Annotated in this window: 24 protein-coding genes; 12 read left to right on the top strand and 12 right to left on the bottom strand. The window is 49.6% G+C overall.

The window, feature by feature from the left end; genetic code table 11:
* Positions 1–44 precede the first annotated feature (44 nt).
* Complete coding sequence (locus Q8M75_RS00120; RefSeq protein ID WP_371131718.1) at positions 45–626, top strand: HNH endonuclease; 582 nt, start codon at positions 45–47, stop codon at positions 624–626.
* A gap of 86 nt (positions 627–712) precedes the next feature.
* Complete coding sequence (locus Q8M75_RS00115; RefSeq protein ID WP_305484864.1) at positions 713–1,603, top strand: DUF3108 domain-containing protein; 891 nt, start codon at positions 713–715, stop codon at positions 1,601–1,603.
* Here Q8M75_RS00115 and Q8M75_RS00110 read toward each other — a convergent pair.
* From Q8M75_RS00110 to mltG, 6 genes are read right to left on the bottom strand one after another with little or no spacing between them, the layout of a single operon-like run.
* A complete protein-coding gene (locus tag Q8M75_RS00110) occupies positions 1,566–2,084 on the bottom strand; it encodes a transporter (protein WP_305484862.1) in 519 nt (172 codons plus the stop codon). The two genes, Q8M75_RS00115 and Q8M75_RS00110, sit on opposite strands and share 38 nt — an antisense overlap.
* Before the next feature lie 55 nt (positions 2,085–2,139).
* Positions 2,140–2,853 carry an ankyrin repeat domain-containing protein gene (locus Q8M75_RS00105; protein WP_305484860.1) on the bottom strand — a complete coding sequence of 238 codons (714 nt, stop codon included), beginning with the start codon at positions 2,851–2,853 and terminating at the stop codon, positions 2,140–2,142.
* Positions 2,850–3,638 carry a TatD family hydrolase gene (locus tag Q8M75_RS00100; protein ID WP_305484858.1) on the bottom strand — a complete coding sequence of 263 codons (789 nt, stop codon included), beginning with the start codon at positions 3,636–3,638 and terminating at the stop codon, positions 2,850–2,852. The genes Q8M75_RS00105 and Q8M75_RS00100 overlap by 4 nt, the downstream gene beginning before the upstream one ends.
* A 58-nt stretch (positions 3,639–3,696) precedes the next feature.
* Complete coding sequence (locus tag Q8M75_RS00095) at positions 3,697–4,842, bottom strand: DNA polymerase III subunit delta' (RefSeq protein WP_305484856.1); 1,146 nt, start codon at positions 4,840–4,842, stop codon at positions 3,697–3,699.
* A complete protein-coding gene (gene tmk / locus Q8M75_RS00090) occupies positions 4,815–5,456 on the bottom strand; it encodes a dTMP kinase (protein WP_305484854.1) in 642 nt (213 codons plus the stop codon). The genes Q8M75_RS00095 and tmk overlap by 28 nt, the downstream gene beginning before the upstream one ends.
* Before the next feature lie 11 nt (positions 5,457–5,467).
* Positions 5,468–6,523: an endolytic transglycosylase MltG gene (mltG, locus tag Q8M75_RS00085; protein ID WP_305484853.1), complete on the bottom strand. Its 1,056-nt coding sequence runs from the start codon at positions 6,521–6,523 to the stop codon at positions 5,468–5,470.
* Between the two features lie 76 nt (positions 6,524–6,599).
* Between mltG and Q8M75_RS00080 the strand changes: the two genes are divergently transcribed.
* Positions 6,600–7,562 carry a folate-binding protein YgfZ gene (locus Q8M75_RS00080; protein ID WP_305484851.1) on the top strand — a complete coding sequence of 321 codons (963 nt, stop codon included), beginning with the start codon at positions 6,600–6,602 and terminating at the stop codon, positions 7,560–7,562.
* Between the two features lie 17 nt (positions 7,563–7,579).
* Positions 7,580–8,437, top strand: coding sequence for an NRDE family protein (locus Q8M75_RS00075; protein WP_305484849.1), 858 nt, complete (start codon positions 7,580–7,582; stop codon positions 8,435–8,437).
* Positions 8,438–8,448: 11 nt separating this feature from the next.
* Here the strand turns inward: Q8M75_RS00075 and Q8M75_RS00070 are convergent, their stop codons facing one another.
* Positions 8,449–8,931, bottom strand: coding sequence for a PaaI family thioesterase (locus Q8M75_RS00070; RefSeq protein WP_305484848.1), 483 nt, complete (start codon positions 8,929–8,931; stop codon positions 8,449–8,451).
* Between the two features lie 70 nt (positions 8,932–9,001).
* On the opposite strand from Q8M75_RS00070, the gene Q8M75_RS00065 reads away from it, so the two are divergent.
* The 8 genes from Q8M75_RS00065 to Q8M75_RS00030 are packed head-to-tail and all read left to right on the top strand — an operon-like array spanning position 9,002 to position 14,434.
* Complete coding sequence (locus tag Q8M75_RS00065) at positions 9,002–10,462, top strand: YdiU family protein (protein ID WP_305484846.1); 1,461 nt, start codon at positions 9,002–9,004, stop codon at positions 10,460–10,462.
* 36 nt (positions 10,463–10,498) lie between these two features.
* Positions 10,499–10,903: a peptide-methionine (R)-S-oxide reductase MsrB gene (msrB, locus tag Q8M75_RS00060; protein ID WP_305484844.1), complete on the top strand. Its 405-nt coding sequence runs from the start codon at positions 10,499–10,501 to the stop codon at positions 10,901–10,903.
* Positions 10,904–10,919: 16 nt separating this feature from the next.
* Positions 10,920–11,471, top strand: a complete 552-nt coding sequence (locus Q8M75_RS00055) for a septation protein A (RefSeq protein ID WP_305484842.1) — start codon at positions 10,920–10,922, stop codon at positions 11,469–11,471.
* The gene (locus Q8M75_RS00050; protein ID WP_305484838.1) at positions 11,468–11,758 is read left to right on the top strand and encodes a BolA family transcriptional regulator; all 291 of its coding nucleotides are present in this window, start codon (positions 11,468–11,470) and stop codon (positions 11,756–11,758) included. The genes Q8M75_RS00055 and Q8M75_RS00050 overlap by 4 nt, the downstream gene beginning before the upstream one ends.
* Before the next feature lie 54 nt (positions 11,759–11,812).
* Positions 11,813–12,610, top strand: a complete 798-nt coding sequence (locus Q8M75_RS00045; protein ID WP_305484835.1) for a peptidylprolyl isomerase — start codon at positions 11,813–11,815, stop codon at positions 12,608–12,610.
* Between the two features lie 2 nt (positions 12,611–12,612).
* Entirely contained in the window at positions 12,613–12,999 is a 387-nt protein-coding gene (gloA, locus tag Q8M75_RS00040; protein WP_305484833.1) for a lactoylglutathione lyase, read from the top strand.
* A gap of 5 nt (positions 13,000–13,004) precedes the next feature.
* Entirely contained in the window at positions 13,005–14,189 is a 1,185-nt protein-coding gene (locus Q8M75_RS00035; RefSeq protein WP_305484831.1) for a GNAT family N-acetyltransferase, read from the top strand.
* The gene (locus Q8M75_RS00030) at positions 14,186–14,434 is read left to right on the top strand and encodes a DUF1289 domain-containing protein (RefSeq protein WP_305484828.1); all 249 of its coding nucleotides are present in this window, start codon (positions 14,186–14,188) and stop codon (positions 14,432–14,434) included. Before Q8M75_RS00035 ends, Q8M75_RS00030 begins: the two co-directional genes overlap by 4 nt.
* Here Q8M75_RS00030 and Q8M75_RS00025 read toward each other — a convergent pair.
* From Q8M75_RS00025 to msrP, 5 genes are all read right to left on the bottom strand, one after another.
* Positions 14,431–14,697, bottom strand: coding sequence for a DUF1488 family protein (locus Q8M75_RS00025; protein ID WP_305484826.1), 267 nt, complete (start codon positions 14,695–14,697; stop codon positions 14,431–14,433). The genes Q8M75_RS00030 and Q8M75_RS00025 overlap by 4 nt on opposite strands.
* 3 nt (positions 14,698–14,700) lie before the next feature.
* The gene (locus Q8M75_RS00020) at positions 14,701–15,084 is read right to left on the bottom strand and encodes a translational machinery protein (protein WP_305484824.1); all 384 of its coding nucleotides are present in this window, start codon (positions 15,082–15,084) and stop codon (positions 14,701–14,703) included.
* 205 nt (positions 15,085–15,289) lie between these two features.
* On the bottom strand, positions 15,290–16,897 hold the full coding sequence (locus tag Q8M75_RS00015) for an ABC-F family ATPase (protein ID WP_305484822.1): 1,608 nt from the start codon (positions 16,895–16,897) through the stop codon (positions 15,290–15,292).
* A 265-nt stretch (positions 16,898–17,162) separates the two neighbouring features.
* A complete protein-coding gene (locus Q8M75_RS00010; RefSeq protein WP_305484820.1) occupies positions 17,163–17,753 on the bottom strand; it encodes a sulfite oxidase heme-binding subunit YedZ in 591 nt (196 codons plus the stop codon).
* Positions 17,754–18,418, bottom strand: a 665-nt coding sequence (msrP, locus tag Q8M75_RS00005; protein ID WP_305484818.1) for a protein-methionine-sulfoxide reductase catalytic subunit MsrP, incomplete at its 5' end; no start/stop codon positions are given.

Raw genomic sequence — 18,418 nt, 5'->3', positions numbered from 1 at the left:
GCAGTGATGCGATGATTGGGGCCATTACAGAGAGGGGAGTGTGCGTGCTGAGCATCTTGAAGCTAGACGCCGGTGGTATTCCGCAATGCTGGATTAATGCGGAGGAGGCGACCAAACAATATGCGGATCAGAGCGTATTGTGGACACTGGGTGATCCGATTGCGGTGATGCGCGGCGGCATCTCACGGGCTACTGGCAAACAATCCATCATTGGGCTTCATTCCATCGTTGCCGTCAAGGGCTCGGCACGCATCAATCTATTTGATGTTGTACCTGGAATTACGAAGCGCAAGCTGTATCGCCGTGATCGTGGCATGTGCGCCTATTGCGGTGAGCGCATTAGCGAGAATGATGCCGAAGCAGAACACATTATTCCCAATAGCCGTGGCGGCAAATACACTTGGATGAATTTAGTTGTTTCCTGTAGGCCATGCAACCAGCGCAAAGGCAATCGCACCCCCGAAATGGCGAACATGAGTTTGCTATATGCGCCTTATATGCCAAGCCTGTATGAGGACATGATTCTTAAAGGCAGAAATATTCTGGCCGATCAAATGGATTTTTTGGCCGCAAACTTACCCAAGAATAGCCGCCTGCTGGAAGGATTATTCTGGGAGCAATCCTAAGTCGTTTTAAGCCGCTATGGATTCTGTTGGCAGCCTTGGTGCTGTCCATAGTCGCACACCTGATTTTATTTTTTTGGTTGTGGCTGATGCCTACCGGCACTCTGCTGGCACCCCCGCAGGAATCTCCTGTTGTCGCCACCTTAAAAGAAGAGCCGGTTAAGAAAATCAAGATGGCCCGCTCTGCAAAAAAAGCAGTGCCGCAGCCCGGTAATACCACTGGTGATGTAGGTAGTGCGGCCGGGTCTCCAGAAGGCGTTTCAACGGAGCGGGGCAATGGCTTGGCCGAGCAAGATGGGGTGGCCTTTCGACTTCCCGAATCCGCGCTGCTATATTACGACGCCTATGTCGATGGGCAGCAAGTACAAACAGGCGAAATCAAATGGATTGCCGATGACTCAGGATATGCGCTTTCGATTACGATTCCTTATGCCTTTGTGGGCCCGTTTGTCTTTGAATCCAAAGGCAAGATTGACGCCTACGGTTTAGCGCCCTCGATTTACTGGGCTCAGCGTGGTAAAAATCCCCCGCGGTTTTCACGCTTTGAACGCAATGCGCAGGGTGGACCAGTGATGTTTTTTTCAGAAAAGATGGATTTTTCTCCGCCGATCCCGCCAGGTACTCAGGATCGATTCAGCCTGATTTTTCAGTTTGCTTCACTCTTGAATGGTGACGGCAAAATCGATGAGGCGGGCACCATTCGGTCAATACCTGTCGCCAGCTTTGACACGATTGAGCCGTGGCAATTTAAAAGTTATGGCGAACTTGTTTCCGATGACGTGCCAAGCATGGGCGTAACGACCTTGCGCCACTATGAATTACTTGATCGCCCCAGTAATAAGTTCAAACGGCGCGTTGATCTATGGCTAGTTCGTGATTTGGACTGGCTGCCCGGCCGCATTAGAACAACGGAAGCGAATGGCAGGGTGTTTGAGCTCGTTTTTAAACAGAAGGCGCCCCTGAGCCGGGCTTCCGAGTAACTAAGGAGCCCATCATGGAATACAGGGCTGCGCCCGACATGGATACTGAAAATACTCCGGAAAATGAGATCAAAATAGGCAGGCCTTGCCATGAGCTACTCAAGGCGTAGCTACCAAATCCTAGGGTGGTGTACATCTCGCCAACAAAGTAAAACGTTTGTGTCACGCTCGGGAAGACAGAGTGGGCTACTAGCACATAGGTCCAAGCCACAATTTCAAGAATGTGTGTAAAGATAATAAGTAGGATGGCAATGAAATAGGATATAAAGCTAGCGCCCGCTAAATGCGGTATTGATTTTAGAAGGCGATCCAAGGCATGGAATGCGCTTGCTATTACTAAAACTGCCATGCCATGCAGTGTGAGTATGGCAGCCATAAATGCCAATATGAGATATAGAGTGTCATTGTTGCCAATATCCACCTGAATCTGCTGGACCAGCTCGATCAGCGAGGGTAAGGCAGTTGTCTTTTCTGTTCCCATTTATCTATTGAACAAACTCATCTATCTTGTTTGACATAATAATGATTATACGCATTTAGGATTTGGGTCCACCAGGATATGGCTCGTTATAAAGCTTTTGCCAGCGAGTCCTTAGACCCTTTTGAATCTCTTCTTGATTGAATAACTCAGCGACATCGATCGCTGAATAACCTTGCTGATTACGTATCCGAATATCAGCTCCGCGATCCAGTAACAAGCGCACAAGTTGTATATTGCCAGCGCGAATGGCCATCATTAAGGGAGTTGTCTCATTCGGACTTGGTGCATCGACTACAGCGCCTTTATCTAGCAAAAACTGGGAAATTTCCAGATGCCCATTGGTGCAGGCGTAATGCAGTGGCGTCCAGCCAGAACGGTTAACTGGAACCTGTTTCTGATCAACGAGGCTCTTCACTTCCGACATTTGGCCATACAAGGCGGCAAACATGAGTGGAGTCTCATTGGTCATATTGGGTTGATTGAGGTCAATGCCTTTAGCATTAATGAGGTAATCCACCGTTTTAGTTGAGTTTTCTTGAATTGCAACCATCAAGATGGGCATGCCGCGCGGATCCTTTTGATTGGGGCTGACGCCTTTCTCAATTAAGGATTTAACTGCCTTGACATCATCAAATTTAGCCGCACTCGTGATCGCTGCTATTTGGGCGTCAGTTTGAGCATGAGCCCAGCTTGGGGTAAGCGCAGTAGCAAGAATCACCGCTCCAAACAGGCTCTTTTGAGTGCGGATTAACTTCGGATTCAATATCATGATAATTCTCTATTTACTTGAAAACATTGGAAAAAATTATGTGTTGTATGCTCTGCAATCGTATCAACGGAGACACCTTTTAGGTCCGCAATATAGCGCGCCACATGGGAGACCCAAGCGGGTTCATTGGTCTTACCTCGGTGCGGCATAGGTGCCAAATAGGGGGAATCAGTCTCAATCAGCATGCGCTCTAAAGGCACCTGCCGACAGGTCTCCTGCAGGTCTTTTGCGCTTTTAAAGGTCACAATGCCGGAAAAAGAGATATAAAACCCCAAATCAATGGCCTGCTGTGCCACTTCCAGGCTTTCGGTAAAGCAATGCATTACGCCACCAATGCGCTCAGCGCCCTCCTCCTTCAGAATCCGTATGGTGTCTTCCGAGGCCGAGCGGGTATGAATGATTAATGGGCAGCCTGACGCTATTGCTGCTCGGATATGCGTCCGAAAGCGGTCGCGCTGCCACTCCATATCGGCGTAGGCGCGGTCGGCCATGCGGTAATAGTCCAGACCCGTTTCGCCAATCGCAATCACCTTAGGGTGCTTTGCTGCCTCAACCAAAAAGTCGACCGTGGGCTCTGGCGTATCTTCGTAATCGGGGTGTACGCCAACCGAAGCATATAAATGGGGATGGGTCTCGGCCAACTGCCGCACCAATGGAAAGTCCGGGAGATCGACCGAGATACAGAGTGCGTGACTAACCTGAGCGGAGGCCATATTGGCCAGGACTTCGGGCAAACGCTCCCGATACTCCGGAAAATCAAGGTGGCAATGGGAATCAATGAACATAACCTTATTTTAAGCGCCAGCGCCCATTCCCATCGATGGATTCAAATAAGGGGGTTATTTAGTCACTAAAAATCTGCTGGTATTGCATCAGCATTGATTCGAGCTGAATACGCGTTGCCAGCGGGTGATTTTCATGGCGGCGAGCCTGGGTGACCGCTTTCCACAGGCGCAATAGCTTGTCGATACGCACCTGTTTTGCCAACATCTCAATACTCTCAGCATGTTTGGGATAAAAACGCACTGCATTGGCCTGCGCACTGCCTTGTAAATCAGCCAACCATCGCTGCATTGAGGCAAGCAATACTGCAAACGATGCTTTATGGGTTTTTTCTGCCACATCCAACCAATCAATCCGAACGCCTTGGGATAGGCCTTTCAATAAGTAGCGGGAAGCCTGAATTGAAATAAACAGTTCGTCTTTATCGTTTTGACCTTGTTTGGCCGATAGAAAATCCAGGGTCGCATGGGGCGCCCCACCCTGCTCGTAAAAAATGGTTTCCAGTTCGTCGCTAGAGACGGTCAAGTCGGGACGTGAGGCGATTTCCTGTTGCAGCCACGTAAGGCCAGTTGCTCGATCAGGCGGCGGCAATGCAATTAACCGGCAACGGGAACGAATGGTCGGTAAGACCCGATCGAGGCGATTGGTTACCAGTATAAAAATAGTGCTGGCAGGCGGCTCTTCCAAGGACTTGAGTAAGGTGTTCGCTGCATCAGGTCTCAGTGCCTCTAAGGGGTAGACCAAAACAACACGATTGCCGCCGCGGTGGGTGCCAATCCCCAATCCATCAATAGCGGATCGCGCCTCTTCAATCGCAATGTTTTTTTTCTCTTTCTTTTCGCTCGAGTCGCCTTCGTCATCGCGCGGTGCTTTTGCCTTTTTGCTAGGGGTAGGCTCGCCATCGGCGCCCTCCAAGGCTTCATTGGGCATGAAGCGGCGGTGGGTTTCCGGAACCAAGGCAACAAAGTCGGGGTGATTGCCCGTATCAAACCAGCGGCATGCCTCACAGCAATTACAGGGCTTCTTATTTCCATTTTGTGAAACCTCGCATAGCAATGCTTTAGCAAGCGTCAGTGCGAAATCAGCCTTACCGATGCCTGCCTGCCCATGCAAGAGCAAGGCATTGGGGCATGCTGCTAAGTTAATGCCATCCCATTGTGGCTGTAGCCAAGGTGCAATCATCGAATGGCCAATGGCACCTTGCATAAAAAATCCCAAATCGCCTCTTGCGTTTGCGTAGCATCGACCATTACAAAACGGTCTGGATCTGCCTTTGCTCTGCGCAGGTATTCTTGGCGAACCCGCTCAAAGAAAGCCAGATCGAGGCTCTCAAACTTATCGGGCGTGCGCGCCTTGGAGCGTCGCGCTTCTGCAACTGCTCCCGGTAAGTCAAATAAAAAAGTGGTATCGGGTTGCAATAGCAGTCCATTGCCTTGTCCCTGCACCCATTGCTCTAGGGCATTGAGTTTTTCAATCGAGAGGCCACGGCCACCGCCCTGATAAGCAAAGCTAGCATCGGTAAATCGATCTGACACCACAATATGCCCTGCCGCAAGAGCAGGCTTAATCACTTGCGCTAGATGCTCACGGCGTGCGGCAAACATCAGCAGCGCTTCCGTCTCTAAATGCATTGGCGCTTCCAGTAGGAGCGCTCGGAGCTGTTCACCTAAAACGGTACCACCTGGTTCACGAGTACTGACCAGCGTGCGATCCGGAAAACGGCTTTTCAGCAAATCGCAAAAGGCATCAATGTGGGTACTCTTGCCGGCGCCATCGATGCCCTCAAAGCTGATAAAAAAACCGGGTTGATTTGTATTCATCGTGGCATCCATTATGGTGATGATGTCTTTGATGGCGTTGTTATACGCCGCTGATATCGATCGACGGCTTTTTCATGTTCAGTCAGGGTCTTGGAGAAGTGGCTGCTGCCATCACCTTTCGCAACAAAGTACAGTGCATCGCTTTTTGCAGGGTTGACTACCGCAAGCAGCGATTCCGCACTAGGAATCGCAATCGGGGTGGGAGGTAAACCGGCACGCATATAGGTATTGTATGGACTGTCGCGGCGAAGATCTACTTTGCGTAAATTGCCATCAAACTGGGGGCCGATGCCATAAATGACGGTGGGATCGGTTTGCAGGCGCATGCCAATCTGCAGGCGATTCAGAAACACCGCGGCAATCTGGCTGCGTTCGCTCGATTTACCGGTTTCTTTCTCCACAATCGAAGCCAAAATGAGCAAATCGTATGGTGATTTCAGCACGCCTGTGTTGGGCATGTTGCCCCAAGCCTTTGCTAGATTTTTCTGCATGGCATCGGCAGCACGACGGTATATTACGAGATCGCTCTCACCGGGATCAAAAACGTAGGTATCCGGAAAGAAGAGTCCCTCTGCGTTTGTATGGCTTAAGTTAACTGCCTTAGAAAATGCGGCAGAGGTCAGTCCTTTAGTCTGGTGCTCTAAAGCAGGATGGGTATCGACCAATTGCCGCAGTTGCCAAATCGCCATGCCGGGTACAAAAGTGATCGACTCTTTAATGCTCTCGCCGCGAGCCATCTGCAATAGGATGCTTGCCATGCTCGCATTAAATGGAAACAGATAGGTTCCAGGCTTTAACTTCGCTTTCACGAGCAAGGCGCGAGACCCAAGCTGAAACACAATGCTATTGAGCTCAATACCTTGATTTTGGAGCTGCTGCGCAATGCTCGCAACGCCGGATTTGGGAGTAACTTTGGCAGTAAAGCCGCCCGGCCTTGCTGGGTCATTTGCTGCAGAGGGAACCACACCCCAAAAAAACAGGGTCGCATAAAAGAGCAAGGCTGTTAGAGCTGCAATTCCGAAGAGTTTGAGGGGTAATGCCCAAAATGACGCACGTTTTTTTCGCATCAGGCTATGATAAAAGCGTCTAGACTTTGTTTATGCAAATCGCACGCCCTACGCCACCCTAAAAAAGATCCATTCTATGAAAACCGCTGCCAATCTCTCCGACTGGGGACTCATTATCGTTGAGGGCGACGATGCGGCCAGTTTTTTACAAAACCAACTAACCAACTCAGTTTTGGGACTTACTGCAATGGCGCCTCCGGCGATTGCAAACGGGCCCGATGCAGTGCGCCTCGTTGGCTATTGCAGCCCTAAAGGCCGCTTAATTGCCAGCGCATGGCTCGGCCTTTTTTCAACGGCGGATGGAGGCAAGCGATTCTGCCTATTTATTTCGAAAGACATCGCAGCCAGTACTGCAAAGCGCTTGGCTATGTTTGTCTTACGTTCCAAGGTAACGGTCACGGATGTCAGTAATAGCTGGGCGATTACTGGCTATTGCACCAGTGGAACATTGGATAACGTAGAACTAGATAAAACCAGCATCCTGCTGCAACTGCCCGACGTTGTCACGGCAGGTGTGGCGATGCAGCGGGTATTAATCGCCCAACCCATTGCTTCTGAGGCGGCACCAATCGAGGGGGCTTCTGAGGATGCCACGATTCTGTGGCGCTCGCTGGAAATCATGAGTGCAATTCCTCGTATTGTTGCCGCAACCCAAGATCAATTTGTACCCCAAATGGTGAACTTTGAGTCTGTGTACGGCATTGACTTTAAAAAGGGGTGCTACCCCGGCCAAGAAATCGTCGCACGCAGCCAATACCGTGGCGCAATTAAGCGACGCCTGCGGTTGGCGCATTGCCCCATCGATCAACTTGAAAATGCCCCAACCGGCCCGGGAAGTGAAATTTTTCATGCAGATGATGCGGGTCAGCCAGCTGGAATGGTTGTCCTCAGCGCCCCCAGTATTGCCAATACCCGGCGTATGGACTTCCAAATTGAGATTAAAACCGAGCTGCAAGCCGGTGGCACCTTCCACCTTGGGGCGCCCGATGGCCCGATTTTGATGTTAGATCAACTGCCCTACCCCCTAATTGAAATTTAATCAGGCATAGTATTGCTATGTGCCTCATTCTTTTCGCCTGGAAATCCCATCCCGACTATCCACTGGTAGTCGCTGCGAATCGCGATGAGTTTTATGAGCGCAATACTGAAAAAATGGATTGGTGGTCCGAGCATCCTCAGTTACTTGCTGGCCGTGATCGTGCCGATGTCTTGGGCAGTCCTGGCACCTGGCTTGGCTTTACCAAATCAGGCCGCTTTGCTGCGCTCACCAATGTACGAGCGCCCAGCGAAAAAAATCCGGACGCACGAACCCGTGGCGAACTATCGCTGATGTATCTAACGGGCGAGCATAAGCCGGGTGGATTTATTCAACACAATGCAAAGCGGTTTGAGCAATACAACGGCTTTAATATGTTGATGGCCGATCTTAGTAATCCGAGCGATGCCCAGATGCACTGGGTGAGTAATCGCATGATGCTTGGCCAATCGATCCGGCCACGCAAAACCTTTCCACCGAATGCTTTAGATGCCGGCGTCTATGGTTTGTCGAATGCCATGTTGGATACGCCTTGGCCTAAAGTCACGCACCGGGTGGCTGCTTTTGCCCAAACCCTAGCGATGGATCAAGGTAATCTGAAGCACGTGGATCACTACCTACATCTGCTGAGTGATACCCGCGTTGCAGTAGATCAAGAATTACCCAGCACCGGCGTCAGCAAAGAATGGGAGAAAGCCCTTTCTCCCGCATTTGTCCAAACCCCAATGTATGGCACACGCTCTAGTACGGTATTACGCATTCGAAAAGACGGCGCATTTGAAATGGTTGAACGCCGTTTTGATGCCAATGGCACCATTGGCCACGACGTGATTACCGGCGCTCTCACCAGCGCATCCGGCTCCAATCTCTCGGTTTAACCTAGACGGATTTACTCGACCCGCTGATCGGGGTTAATCACGCGCTCCCCATTTGCGTTACGTGTGGGTAAACGTCGCAGGTACTTAAATGTGCCAGTAGCCATGCAGCACACGCGGCCTTGATCATCATACAACTTGGCTTCACAAAAGGCCATAGTGACGGTACGGTGGACGGTATCAGCCTTCACACGCAGAATGCCATTGGCGGCTTGTAAAAAATTGGTATTGAGCTCAATCGTCACCACGCTGCGGTCGTCTGGATCGCCCGAGCGCGCGGCAACCGCCATCGCCACATCCATTAAGGTCAATAGAACGCCGCCATGCGCAACTTCCCAGGTATTTTTATGCTCGGGCTTAATTGCGAGCAGAATTTCGCCGCTGCCCATTTCGGCGCTAAGACAACGAATCCCGAGTAATTTTAAGAATGGGACATCAAGCTCTTGGCCTAGGTTACTCAGTTTGGCGGCGGCGGTGAGTTCAGTTTGATTGGTCATGTGCAGTATGGGGCAATAGGTGTATTGGTCTTGGGCGTTAGGGGCTAAATACCCATAGAATAATGAACTTATGGCATTTTCTCTCATCGGCGACGACACCTGTCAATTTATCGCCCCCACCCCCCTTCCAGATCCGTATTGGATTGCGGTTTCCCCTGAGGCAGCCGAACTCCTTGGTATTCCCTTGGGCTCGAACCATTTACCGCAGGATCCGGATTGGCTCGCAGTATTGGCGGGAAATCCAGCAGAATTAGGTCAGCGCCTATTTCCAAATCCCATGGCTACAGCGTATAGCGGCCATCAATTTGGTCATTGGGCTGGGCAATTGGGCGATGGTCGTGCGATTCTCTTGGGGGAGCTAAACCATCAAGAGCTGCAACTAAAGGGTGCAGGTATGACGCGCTACTCCCGCATGGGCGATGGCCGGGCTGTTCTGCGCTCATCCATTCGGGAATTTTTATGCAGTGAGGCCATGCACGCCTTGGGCATTCCGACAACCCGCGCACTATCCTTGGTGGGCTCTAAACAGCCGGTACGGCGCGAAACCATCGAAACAGCAGCGGTATGCTCCCGCTTTGCCCCCAGCTTTATTCGGATCGGTCATTTTGAGCACTATGCTGCGAATGGATTACATGCGCGCTTACAGGAACTGGCGGCGTATTTAATCGAGGCGCACTACCCCGAGTGCCAATCCAGCACTACTCCGTACCTTGCATTATTTAAAGCGATCTCTGCGCGTAATGCGAGATGCGTTGCGCAGTGGCAATCCGTCGGATTTTGCCATGGGGTTCTTAATAGCGACAACATCAGCGCCCTTGGCCTGACCATGGATTACGGCCCTTTTGGCTTTTTAGACCATACTGCACTCGATCACATTTGTAACCATACCGATAGTGGCGGTCGTTACGCCTACCATCGCCAACCTAAAATCATGCATTGGAATATGGCCTGCCTGGCTAATGCTATGGTGCCACTCGTCGAGAAAGAAAGTTCAGGCGAGGATGCTGCTGATATTCTACGAACTGCCTTGAGCGCTTTTCCGCCCGAATATGAAGCGAAATGGTTAGCACTCTTTCGGGGGAAGCTAGGCTTACAGATTGAAGCACCAGAGGATATGGAATTAATTGAAGCCTTATTACAACTGATGCATGCCAATCGGGCTGACTTTACGAATGTGTTTCGCAGTCTATCTGCAGTAGAAAAGAAAGATACCCTTTCTAATTGGCGCGATCAGTTTTTAGATCGGGATGCAGCTGATGTCTGGCTAATGCAATATCGCATGCGTTTAATACAGGAATCAAATTCCGATGTTGAGCGCGCAGCGCGGATGAAACAGATGAACCCTAAATTTATTCTGCGCAACCATTTGGCGCAACGCGCAATCGAGATGGCGGAGCAAGATGACTTTAGTGAAGTGAATCGATTGCAGCGAATTTTAAGACGACCATTTGATGATCAACCTGAGTTTGAACGATATGCATCGGCCCCATTGCCCGATGAGGTAGTTTCGGATCTCAGCTGCTCGTCGTGAGAATAAACAATTCAATAAAAAGAACAGGTCAAGATAATGCAAAAAACCAATGAAGAGTACCGCGCTGAGTTAAGCGATATCGAATACCGCGTAACGCGCGAGGCCGCCACAGAGCGCCCTTTTACTGGAAGGTATTGGGATCACTGGGAAAACGGAAAGTACCAATGTGTCTGCTGCGGCACTCCCCTGTTTGAGTCAGCCACCAAATTCGATGCTGGATGCGGATGGCCGAGTTACCACACCCAGTTAAATCCGGATGCAATCTCGGAACATCAAGATGGCGCTTATGGCATGGTCCGCACTGAGGTACGTTGCAGTAGTTGCGATGCCCATTTAGGGCACGTCTTTACCGACGGCCCCAAGCCAACCGGCCTGCGCTATTGCATCAACTCAGCATCCTTGCGCTTTGAGCCGAGCAAAAATGTGGAATCGGGTCAATAGAAGCGATAATCAGACCATGAAATTTTTATTCGATCTTTTCCCCGTCATTCTGTTCTTTGTTGCATTTAAGTTTGCCGACATCTATACCGCCACCATCGTGGCAATGGTTGCCACCATCGCGCAAATTTTATGGGTGTATTACCGCCATCGCAAAATCGATGCCATGCAATGGATGAGTCTCGTGTTAATTGTCGTTTTAGGTGCATTGACCATCTTTTTGCAAGATAAGACATTTATTCAATTAAAGCCAACCGCGCTTTACTGGCTTTTTGCTGCCGGTCTTTTTGTCAGCGCCCAATTTTTTAATAAGAATTGGATTCAGGTGCTGATGGGCAAACAAGTCACCCTGAAAGAAAATTCGGCGCGTAATACCTGGAGTCAACTCAATTTGGCTTGGTCGATTTTTTTTCTCTTCATGGGCGCACTGAATCTATATGTCGCCTTTCAGTTTTCAGAAGATACCTGGGTTAATTTCAAACTCTTTGGAACAACCGCCCTGCTCATCGTTTTTGTCATTGCACAAGGATTTTGGCTGAGCAACCACATGGAAGAGGAAACGCCCTCATGAGTAAAAACCAAGAGCGGATTGCCTTATTTTTAGTCGACCTCAAAGCCGCACTGCCGATTGATGAGATTGCCATCGAAGATGAGAGTCATTTGCATGCGGGTCATGCTGGCGCCGCTAGCGGTGGGGGCCACTTTAAACTGACCTTGGTGTCATCCGCTTTTGATGGTCTCAATCGGGTTGCGCGCCACCGCCTAATCTATGCTGCCCTGAATCGCCATATTCCCACTGAAATACATGCATTGACTATTGAGGCCCATAGCCCCGCCGAAGCACTATTGCTGAAATAAGCTAAGCAGAATTAAACCCATTACTATTACCTATTCTTATTACCCACCGCCACTATGAAACTACTATCTCTATTCACCCTATCCACCGCCTGCGTGGCCTTATTTAGCAGTTCAATTGCCCTAGCGCAAAATGCCGCGATCGTGAATGGCAAAGCAATACCTAAAGCACAACTAGATAGCTTAGTGAAAAAATCGGGGCAGCCGACAAACGATCCCCAGGTTCGCGAAAAAGCGCGCGAGGTACTCATCACTCGTGAACTCATTATTCAGGAGGCCAATAGCCGCGGCCTCACCCAAAAAGAGGCAGTCAAAGAAAAGATTGAGCAATCCCGGGTTGGTATTTTAGTTGCCGCCGTATTTGAGGATTTTGTTGAGCGTGAAGGCGTAACCGATGCCGAGCTCAAAGCTGCTTATGCTTCCATTCAGGCGGATTACACCGGTAAGGAATATCAGGTAAAACATATCTTGGTAGAAAAAGAGGCCGAAGCGAATGCCCTAATTGCAAAGATTAAGGCTGGCGCTAGCTTTGCTGACATGGCGAAACAAAACTCCAAAGATCCCGGCTCTGCCCCTAATGGCGGCGATCTGGGTTGGGTTGGGGATAAATCATTGGTACCCGAATTTTCAAAAGCCATGGTTACTTTAAATAAAGGTCAAATGACCGATAAGCCAGTCAAAAGCCAATTTGGCTGGCACATTATTCGCGTGGACGATGTACGGGATGCCAAAGCCCCTCCCATGGATGAAATCAAAGCTGAGCTGAAACAAATCTTGACAGCCGATGAGAACTGGCAAAAAGCCAAGTTCTCTGAAATGATGCAAAAACTCCGCGCCAAGGCAAAGGTTCAGTAATCATGATGCTATTGCATACCATGCTAAGGGTTGGTGATCTCGAGCGCTCAATTGATTTTTATACCCGCATCTTAGGCATGAATTTATTGCGTACAACGGAACGTCCTGAGCAAAAGTATTCCTTAGCCTTCGTTGGTTTTGGCAAGGGCAATGCCGATGGCCAGGCAGAGATAGAGCTCACCTACAATCATGGAGTCCATCAATACGAACTGGGGACGGCTTATGGCCACATCGCCTTGGGCGTAAGCGATGCCTATGCGACCTGCGCTGCGATTAAATCTGCCGGTGGCCAGGTCACCCGTGAGGCTGGTCCGGTTCTGGGTGGCGATACCATTATTGCTTTTGTCACGGATCCAGACGGATACAAGATCGAACTGATTCAGCGCTGAGCAATGTGGCACTAAATAGCCCCATCGAACTTCGCGTTCTGGATCGCATTCAAGCCGTCTCTGCCGAAGACTGGGATAGCTTATTAGCAGCAGACTCAACTCCGTTTTTGCGTCATGCCTTTCTCGCAGCGCTGGAGGAACATGGCTGCGTTGGTGGCAATACCGGCTGGCAGGTAGCCCACTTAGCCATTTATCCTACGGATTCTGAAAAGCCCATCGGCCTGATGCCGCTCTATTTAAAAAGTCATTCCTACGGCGAGTACGTGTTTGACTGGTCATGGGCAGAAGCCTATAGCCAGCATGGCCTGCAGTACTACCCCAAAGCTTTGTGTGCGATTCCATTTACGCCAGTGCAAGGAACACGCATGCTGCTTGATGGGCAGCATGATCCAGAGCGAACCCAGCAGTGGCTGATACAAGGTCTAAAACAACTGTTAATTCAGAACGGGCTTTCGTCAGCCCACGTTTTATTTGCTGAACAAAAAACCCAAGATGCACTATTGGCACAGGGTTTTATGGCACGCGACGCTGTGCAGTTTCACTGGAATAACCAATCCTATGCCACTATGGATGCGTTTTTAGATCAGCTCACCATGAAACGCCGCAAAAATATCCGGCGAGAACGCAAAGAAGTGGTTGAGGCTGGGGTGCAATTTAGGCATATTCCAGGAGAAATGGCCAACCAAGCCGACTGGGCATTTTTTTACCGATGCTATGCCAATACCTACCTCGAGCACCACTCATCTCCCTACCTAAACGAAGGGTTTTTTCAGGCATGGGGCAAGCAGATGCCGGAACACCTCCACCTGATTGTTGCAGAGAAAGAGGGCCACCCAGTTGCCGCATCGCTTTTGGTGGTCGACAAAAAAGCCCCGATACCAACTGCGTACGGTCGTTACTGGGGCTCGATTGAATACATCCCCTGCTTGCATTTTGAGACCGCTTACTATCAAGCGATTGAGTATTGCATTCGAGAAGGAATACAGGTTTTTGAGGGTGGCGCCCAAGGCCAACATAAAATGGCGCGGGGTTTTTTGCCGGTCACCGTGCAGTCGGCGCACTGGATAAAGGACCCTGAGTTTGCAACTGCCGTTGAGCGCTTCTTAAAACGGGAGCGCGCCGGTGTTGGGGCTTATGTGGATGAGCTAGCCGAGCACTCTCCCCTTAAATCGACTACAGTACTGCCATGAGCACTTCGAATTCCAATGATCCCATTAGCGGCGCCAATTCTTTATTAACAGGCGATGCCGAATCGGACTCCCCCTGCATTGGAATTTGCTCTACTTTGTATGATGAAATCTGCAAAGGCTGCGGGCGTACCCTGATTGAAGTCAGCAATTGGGTATTCATGTCCCCTGAGGAAAAAGCGGCAGTATGGCAGCGCATCCAGGCAGAAGGAACGGCGGTTCGTTTTCAGCGCAATAAGACGGACTAAGATAAAGCCAAGTCGGCACTAAATATCTGAATTTTCCCATCATGCGCATGGCCTTTTAATATCTTCTGCTCCGCAATCGATAGCAGCTTGAGCTGATGGTTTTTGAAGTGAATTAATGCATCACCAAGAATTCCATCAGGTTCCACATCATCTAGAGCCTCATAACTAAAATGGCAGGACAGTTGTTGGCCATCTAATAACGCTGGGTAGTGAACACCACCATCATGAGCCATACTTGCCGGGCCTATGAATTCAATTTTCATGAATTAAATTCCCTTCATATTATCTGCGCCTACAAAATACGTTTTGGCATACGCAATAATTTGTGCGTCCGTAGGATGATCAACGGTCTCGACACCAATAATGGCTCGAAATGCGACTGGATCATGAGCGGCTGCATGCTTTACTAGTTCGGTCTTGGCCGAACCGGGTCCAAGAATCAGAATTTCTTTAACGCTTGCAACCGCAGAAATGACTTTATGAAAGAAGTCATGGTCGATGGGAGTTTTGCCGCTTCCAATGGCATTCGCTTTGTGATGTAAGTTGTGATTCGATGTATCGCTTTTAATAAACTCATTTTTACTGGCGTCAAAGTAAAGAATGTGGGCTTCTTTATGATCGATCCAAATGGTAACGTGATTGGTTTGCATGCTTTTCCTAAAAATGAATAAAACGTAGGCGGGCCCAAAAGGGCATCGGAATTCATTATGACCCTAATAAAGCGGAAATAATTTTTAATATCAAAGAAAATACGTTATTTTCTGGATTGCAATTGATCTATCGCAAACAATTCGATACTAATTGCTGAATTAGGGTTGGAATGCAGGTGGCGCCAACCAGGCTAGCTAAGCGACATCAACCCGCCAGCGACTGACTCCGCAAATACTCCTCGTAGGTACCAGAGTAGTCAACCACACTGCCATCCATCTTCACTTCCAAGATACGATTGGCCAGTGCAGAGACAAACTCACGGTCATGCGAAACAAAGATCAAGGTACCTTCAAATTTCTCGAGGGCAATTTGCAAACTCTCAATGGATTCCATGTCCATGTGATTGGTAGGCTCATCCATTGCCAATACGTTGTGTTTTTGTAGCATCAACTTGCCCCAAATCATGCGGCCTTTTTCACCGCCCGATAGAACTTTGACTGACTTACTAATATCATCGCCCGAAAAGAGTAAGCGCCCTAATGTGCCGCGAATAACTTGGTCGTCGTCGCCGGTATTGCGCCACTGATTCATCCAATCCATTAGCAGATCATCATTCGGGAACAACTCGGAGGTGTCTTGCGGCATGACGCCCACATTTGCGTTCTCGGCCCACTTCACATCACCGCTATCTGCTGGGATGCCGCTAAAGCGTTTACTCAAAATGGTTTTGAGTAAGGTGGTCTTGCCTGCGCCATTTTGGCCAATGATTGCAATTTTTTCACCAGCGCGGACGCCAATTTTAAAGTTCTTAAAGATCGGACGATCGAATGCTTTCGTTAATGCATTGCATTCCACGGCCATGTTGTGTAGCTTCTTTTCATAATCAAAGCGAATAAATGGATTTTGACGTGAGGAAGGCTTGATTTCAGTAATCTCAATCTTTTCTAGCTGACGCTGACGCGATGTTGCTTGGCGTGCCTTCGAGGCATTGGCCGAGAAGCGACTAACGAACGCCTGTAACTCCGCCACCTTTTCTTTGGCCTTCACATTGGATGCCAGTTGCTGTGCCCTCGCCTGCGTCGAGGCCAACATATAGGAATCGTAATTGCCCGGATAGACTTTTAATGTACCAAAATCCATATCGGCCATATGCGTACAGACTTCGTTTAAAAAGTGGCGATCGTGCGAAATAATAATGATGGTGCTATTCAGTTGATTCAGAATTTCTTCTAGCCAATGAATCGAGTGAATATCCAAGTTATTGGTTGGCTCATCGAGCAAGAGCACATCGGGATCAGAAAAAAGTGCTTGTGCTAACAGCACCCGGAGCTTCCAACCAGGTGCAACACTACTCATCAGGCCTTGGTGCTGCTCAATTGGGATACCAATACCCAGCAGTAACTCCCCTGCTTTGGCTTCAGCGGTATAGCCGCCGTATTCGGCATACTTGCCTTCTAATTCAGCGGCGCGCATGTAATCTTCATCGGTAGCATCAGGATTGGCGTAAATGGCATCGCGCTCAGCGGCTGCCTTCCACATTTCTTCGTGCCCCATCATGACAACGTCTAATACGCGTACGTCTTCGAAAGCAAACTGATCTTGGCGTAATTTTCCAAGGCGAATATTCGGCTCTAGGCTAACGTTTCCGCTGCTGGGCTCCAGATCGCCGCCCAAGATTTTCATGAAAGTGGATTTACCACAGCCATTCGCTCCGATGAGTCCGTAGCGATTGCCGCCACCAAACTTAACGGAGATGTTTTCAAAAAGGGGTTTTGCCCCAAACTGCATGGTGATATTGGATGCGGACAACACGGATATATTCTTACTTTCTTAGGTTCAAAGGCGCAATCTGCGCTGCAATACAAGATGGATGCTATTTTAACGGGGTTGTGGGGCTAATGCCCGATTTAGCCTGTGGCATTGAAGCCCCTGCCGCCTGGTCATCACGCTGGCTTTATCCATTGACCAGATATCCACCCCAAATAGTACTAGTCCGCCCCGCCGAAAGCCCATCTAAAGGGCGGCGTAGGTTATTTGGGCTTGCCCCGTTAATATTGACGTGCCATGACGGCAAATCCTATTTTTTGATCTGAATGCGCTGCCGAATAAATGGGAGGCGAGCTAGCAGCAACACCACGATGACAGCAAGATAGATAGAGACGGTTTCATAATCGCTCTTACCGGCTTTGTGCCACCAGTAATGCAGGATAGCCAGTATTGCAATAGCGTAAATCATGCGGTGCAGATGGCTCCAGCGCCGTCCGAGCTTGCGCTGCGCCCAGTGATTCGATGTCAATGCCAGCGGGATTAAAAGCACAAACGCAAGGAATCCAAAGGTAATGTAGGGTCGCTCCAGTACATCCAGCCACATCGCCGCCAGCGAAAAGGCATGATCCAGCCACAGCCAAATCAGAAAATGCACCGTAGCATAAAAGAAACAAAACAAACCAAGCATCCGCCTGAGGTGAATAAACCCAGTCCAGCCGGTTATGACCCGAGCTGGCGTCATGGCCAAACTTAGGCATAAGAAAACCAGAGTCCAAGTACCCATCGAGCGCGTAATGAACTCAATCGGGTTGGCGCCCAAATCTTGTGCGCTACCAAGCCAAATTAGCCTGGCCAAAGGCAGCAAGGCAAGCAAAAAAACGAATGGCTTGGCGTACTGCAATTAGTAATTCTTTTTCAGGTCCATGCCGGTATACAGACTGGCCACTTGCGCAGCGTAACCATTAAACATCTCGGTTGGGATCTTCGGAGCAAAAATTCCACGGTTATCGCCGAGGCGACGCTCGGTGGCCTGGCTCCAGCGTGGATGATTCACATTTGGATTGACGTTGGAATAAAAACCGTACTCCCGGGGCGCCGATTTCACCCAACTGGTCACAGGCATCTTCTCCGTTACCCGAATCGACACAATTGACTTTGCACTCTTAAATCCATACTTCCAAGGAACCACGATACGGACTGGGGCGCCATTTTGCTTGGGTAATACTTCGCCATAGAGCCCTAAGGTCAATAAAGTCAGTGGGTTCATGGCCTCATCTAAGCGCAAAGCCTCACGGTATGGCCAGTCCAATATGGGACGAGCTAAGCCAGGCATTTGCTGGGGATCCGCAAGGGTCACAAACTCGACGAATTTTGCCGAACCCAATGGCTCTACTACATTGAGCAATTTAGAAAGAGAGTAGCCATTCCACGGAATAACCATTGACCAACCCTCAACGCAGCGCATCCGGTAGATCCGCTCTTCGATGGGCGCCAATTTCAGTAGGGCATCAATATCAATCGTCATCGGCTTTTTTACGAGTCCATCAATCGTGACTGTCCATGGGC

Origin of the sequence: Polynucleobacter sp., from assembly GCF_030693775.1 — a bacterium.
In the GTDB taxonomy this organism is placed as follows: Bacteria; Pseudomonadota; Gammaproteobacteria; order Burkholderiales; family Burkholderiaceae; genus Polynucleobacter.
This window is presented reverse-complemented; position numbering and strand designations above follow the sequence as displayed.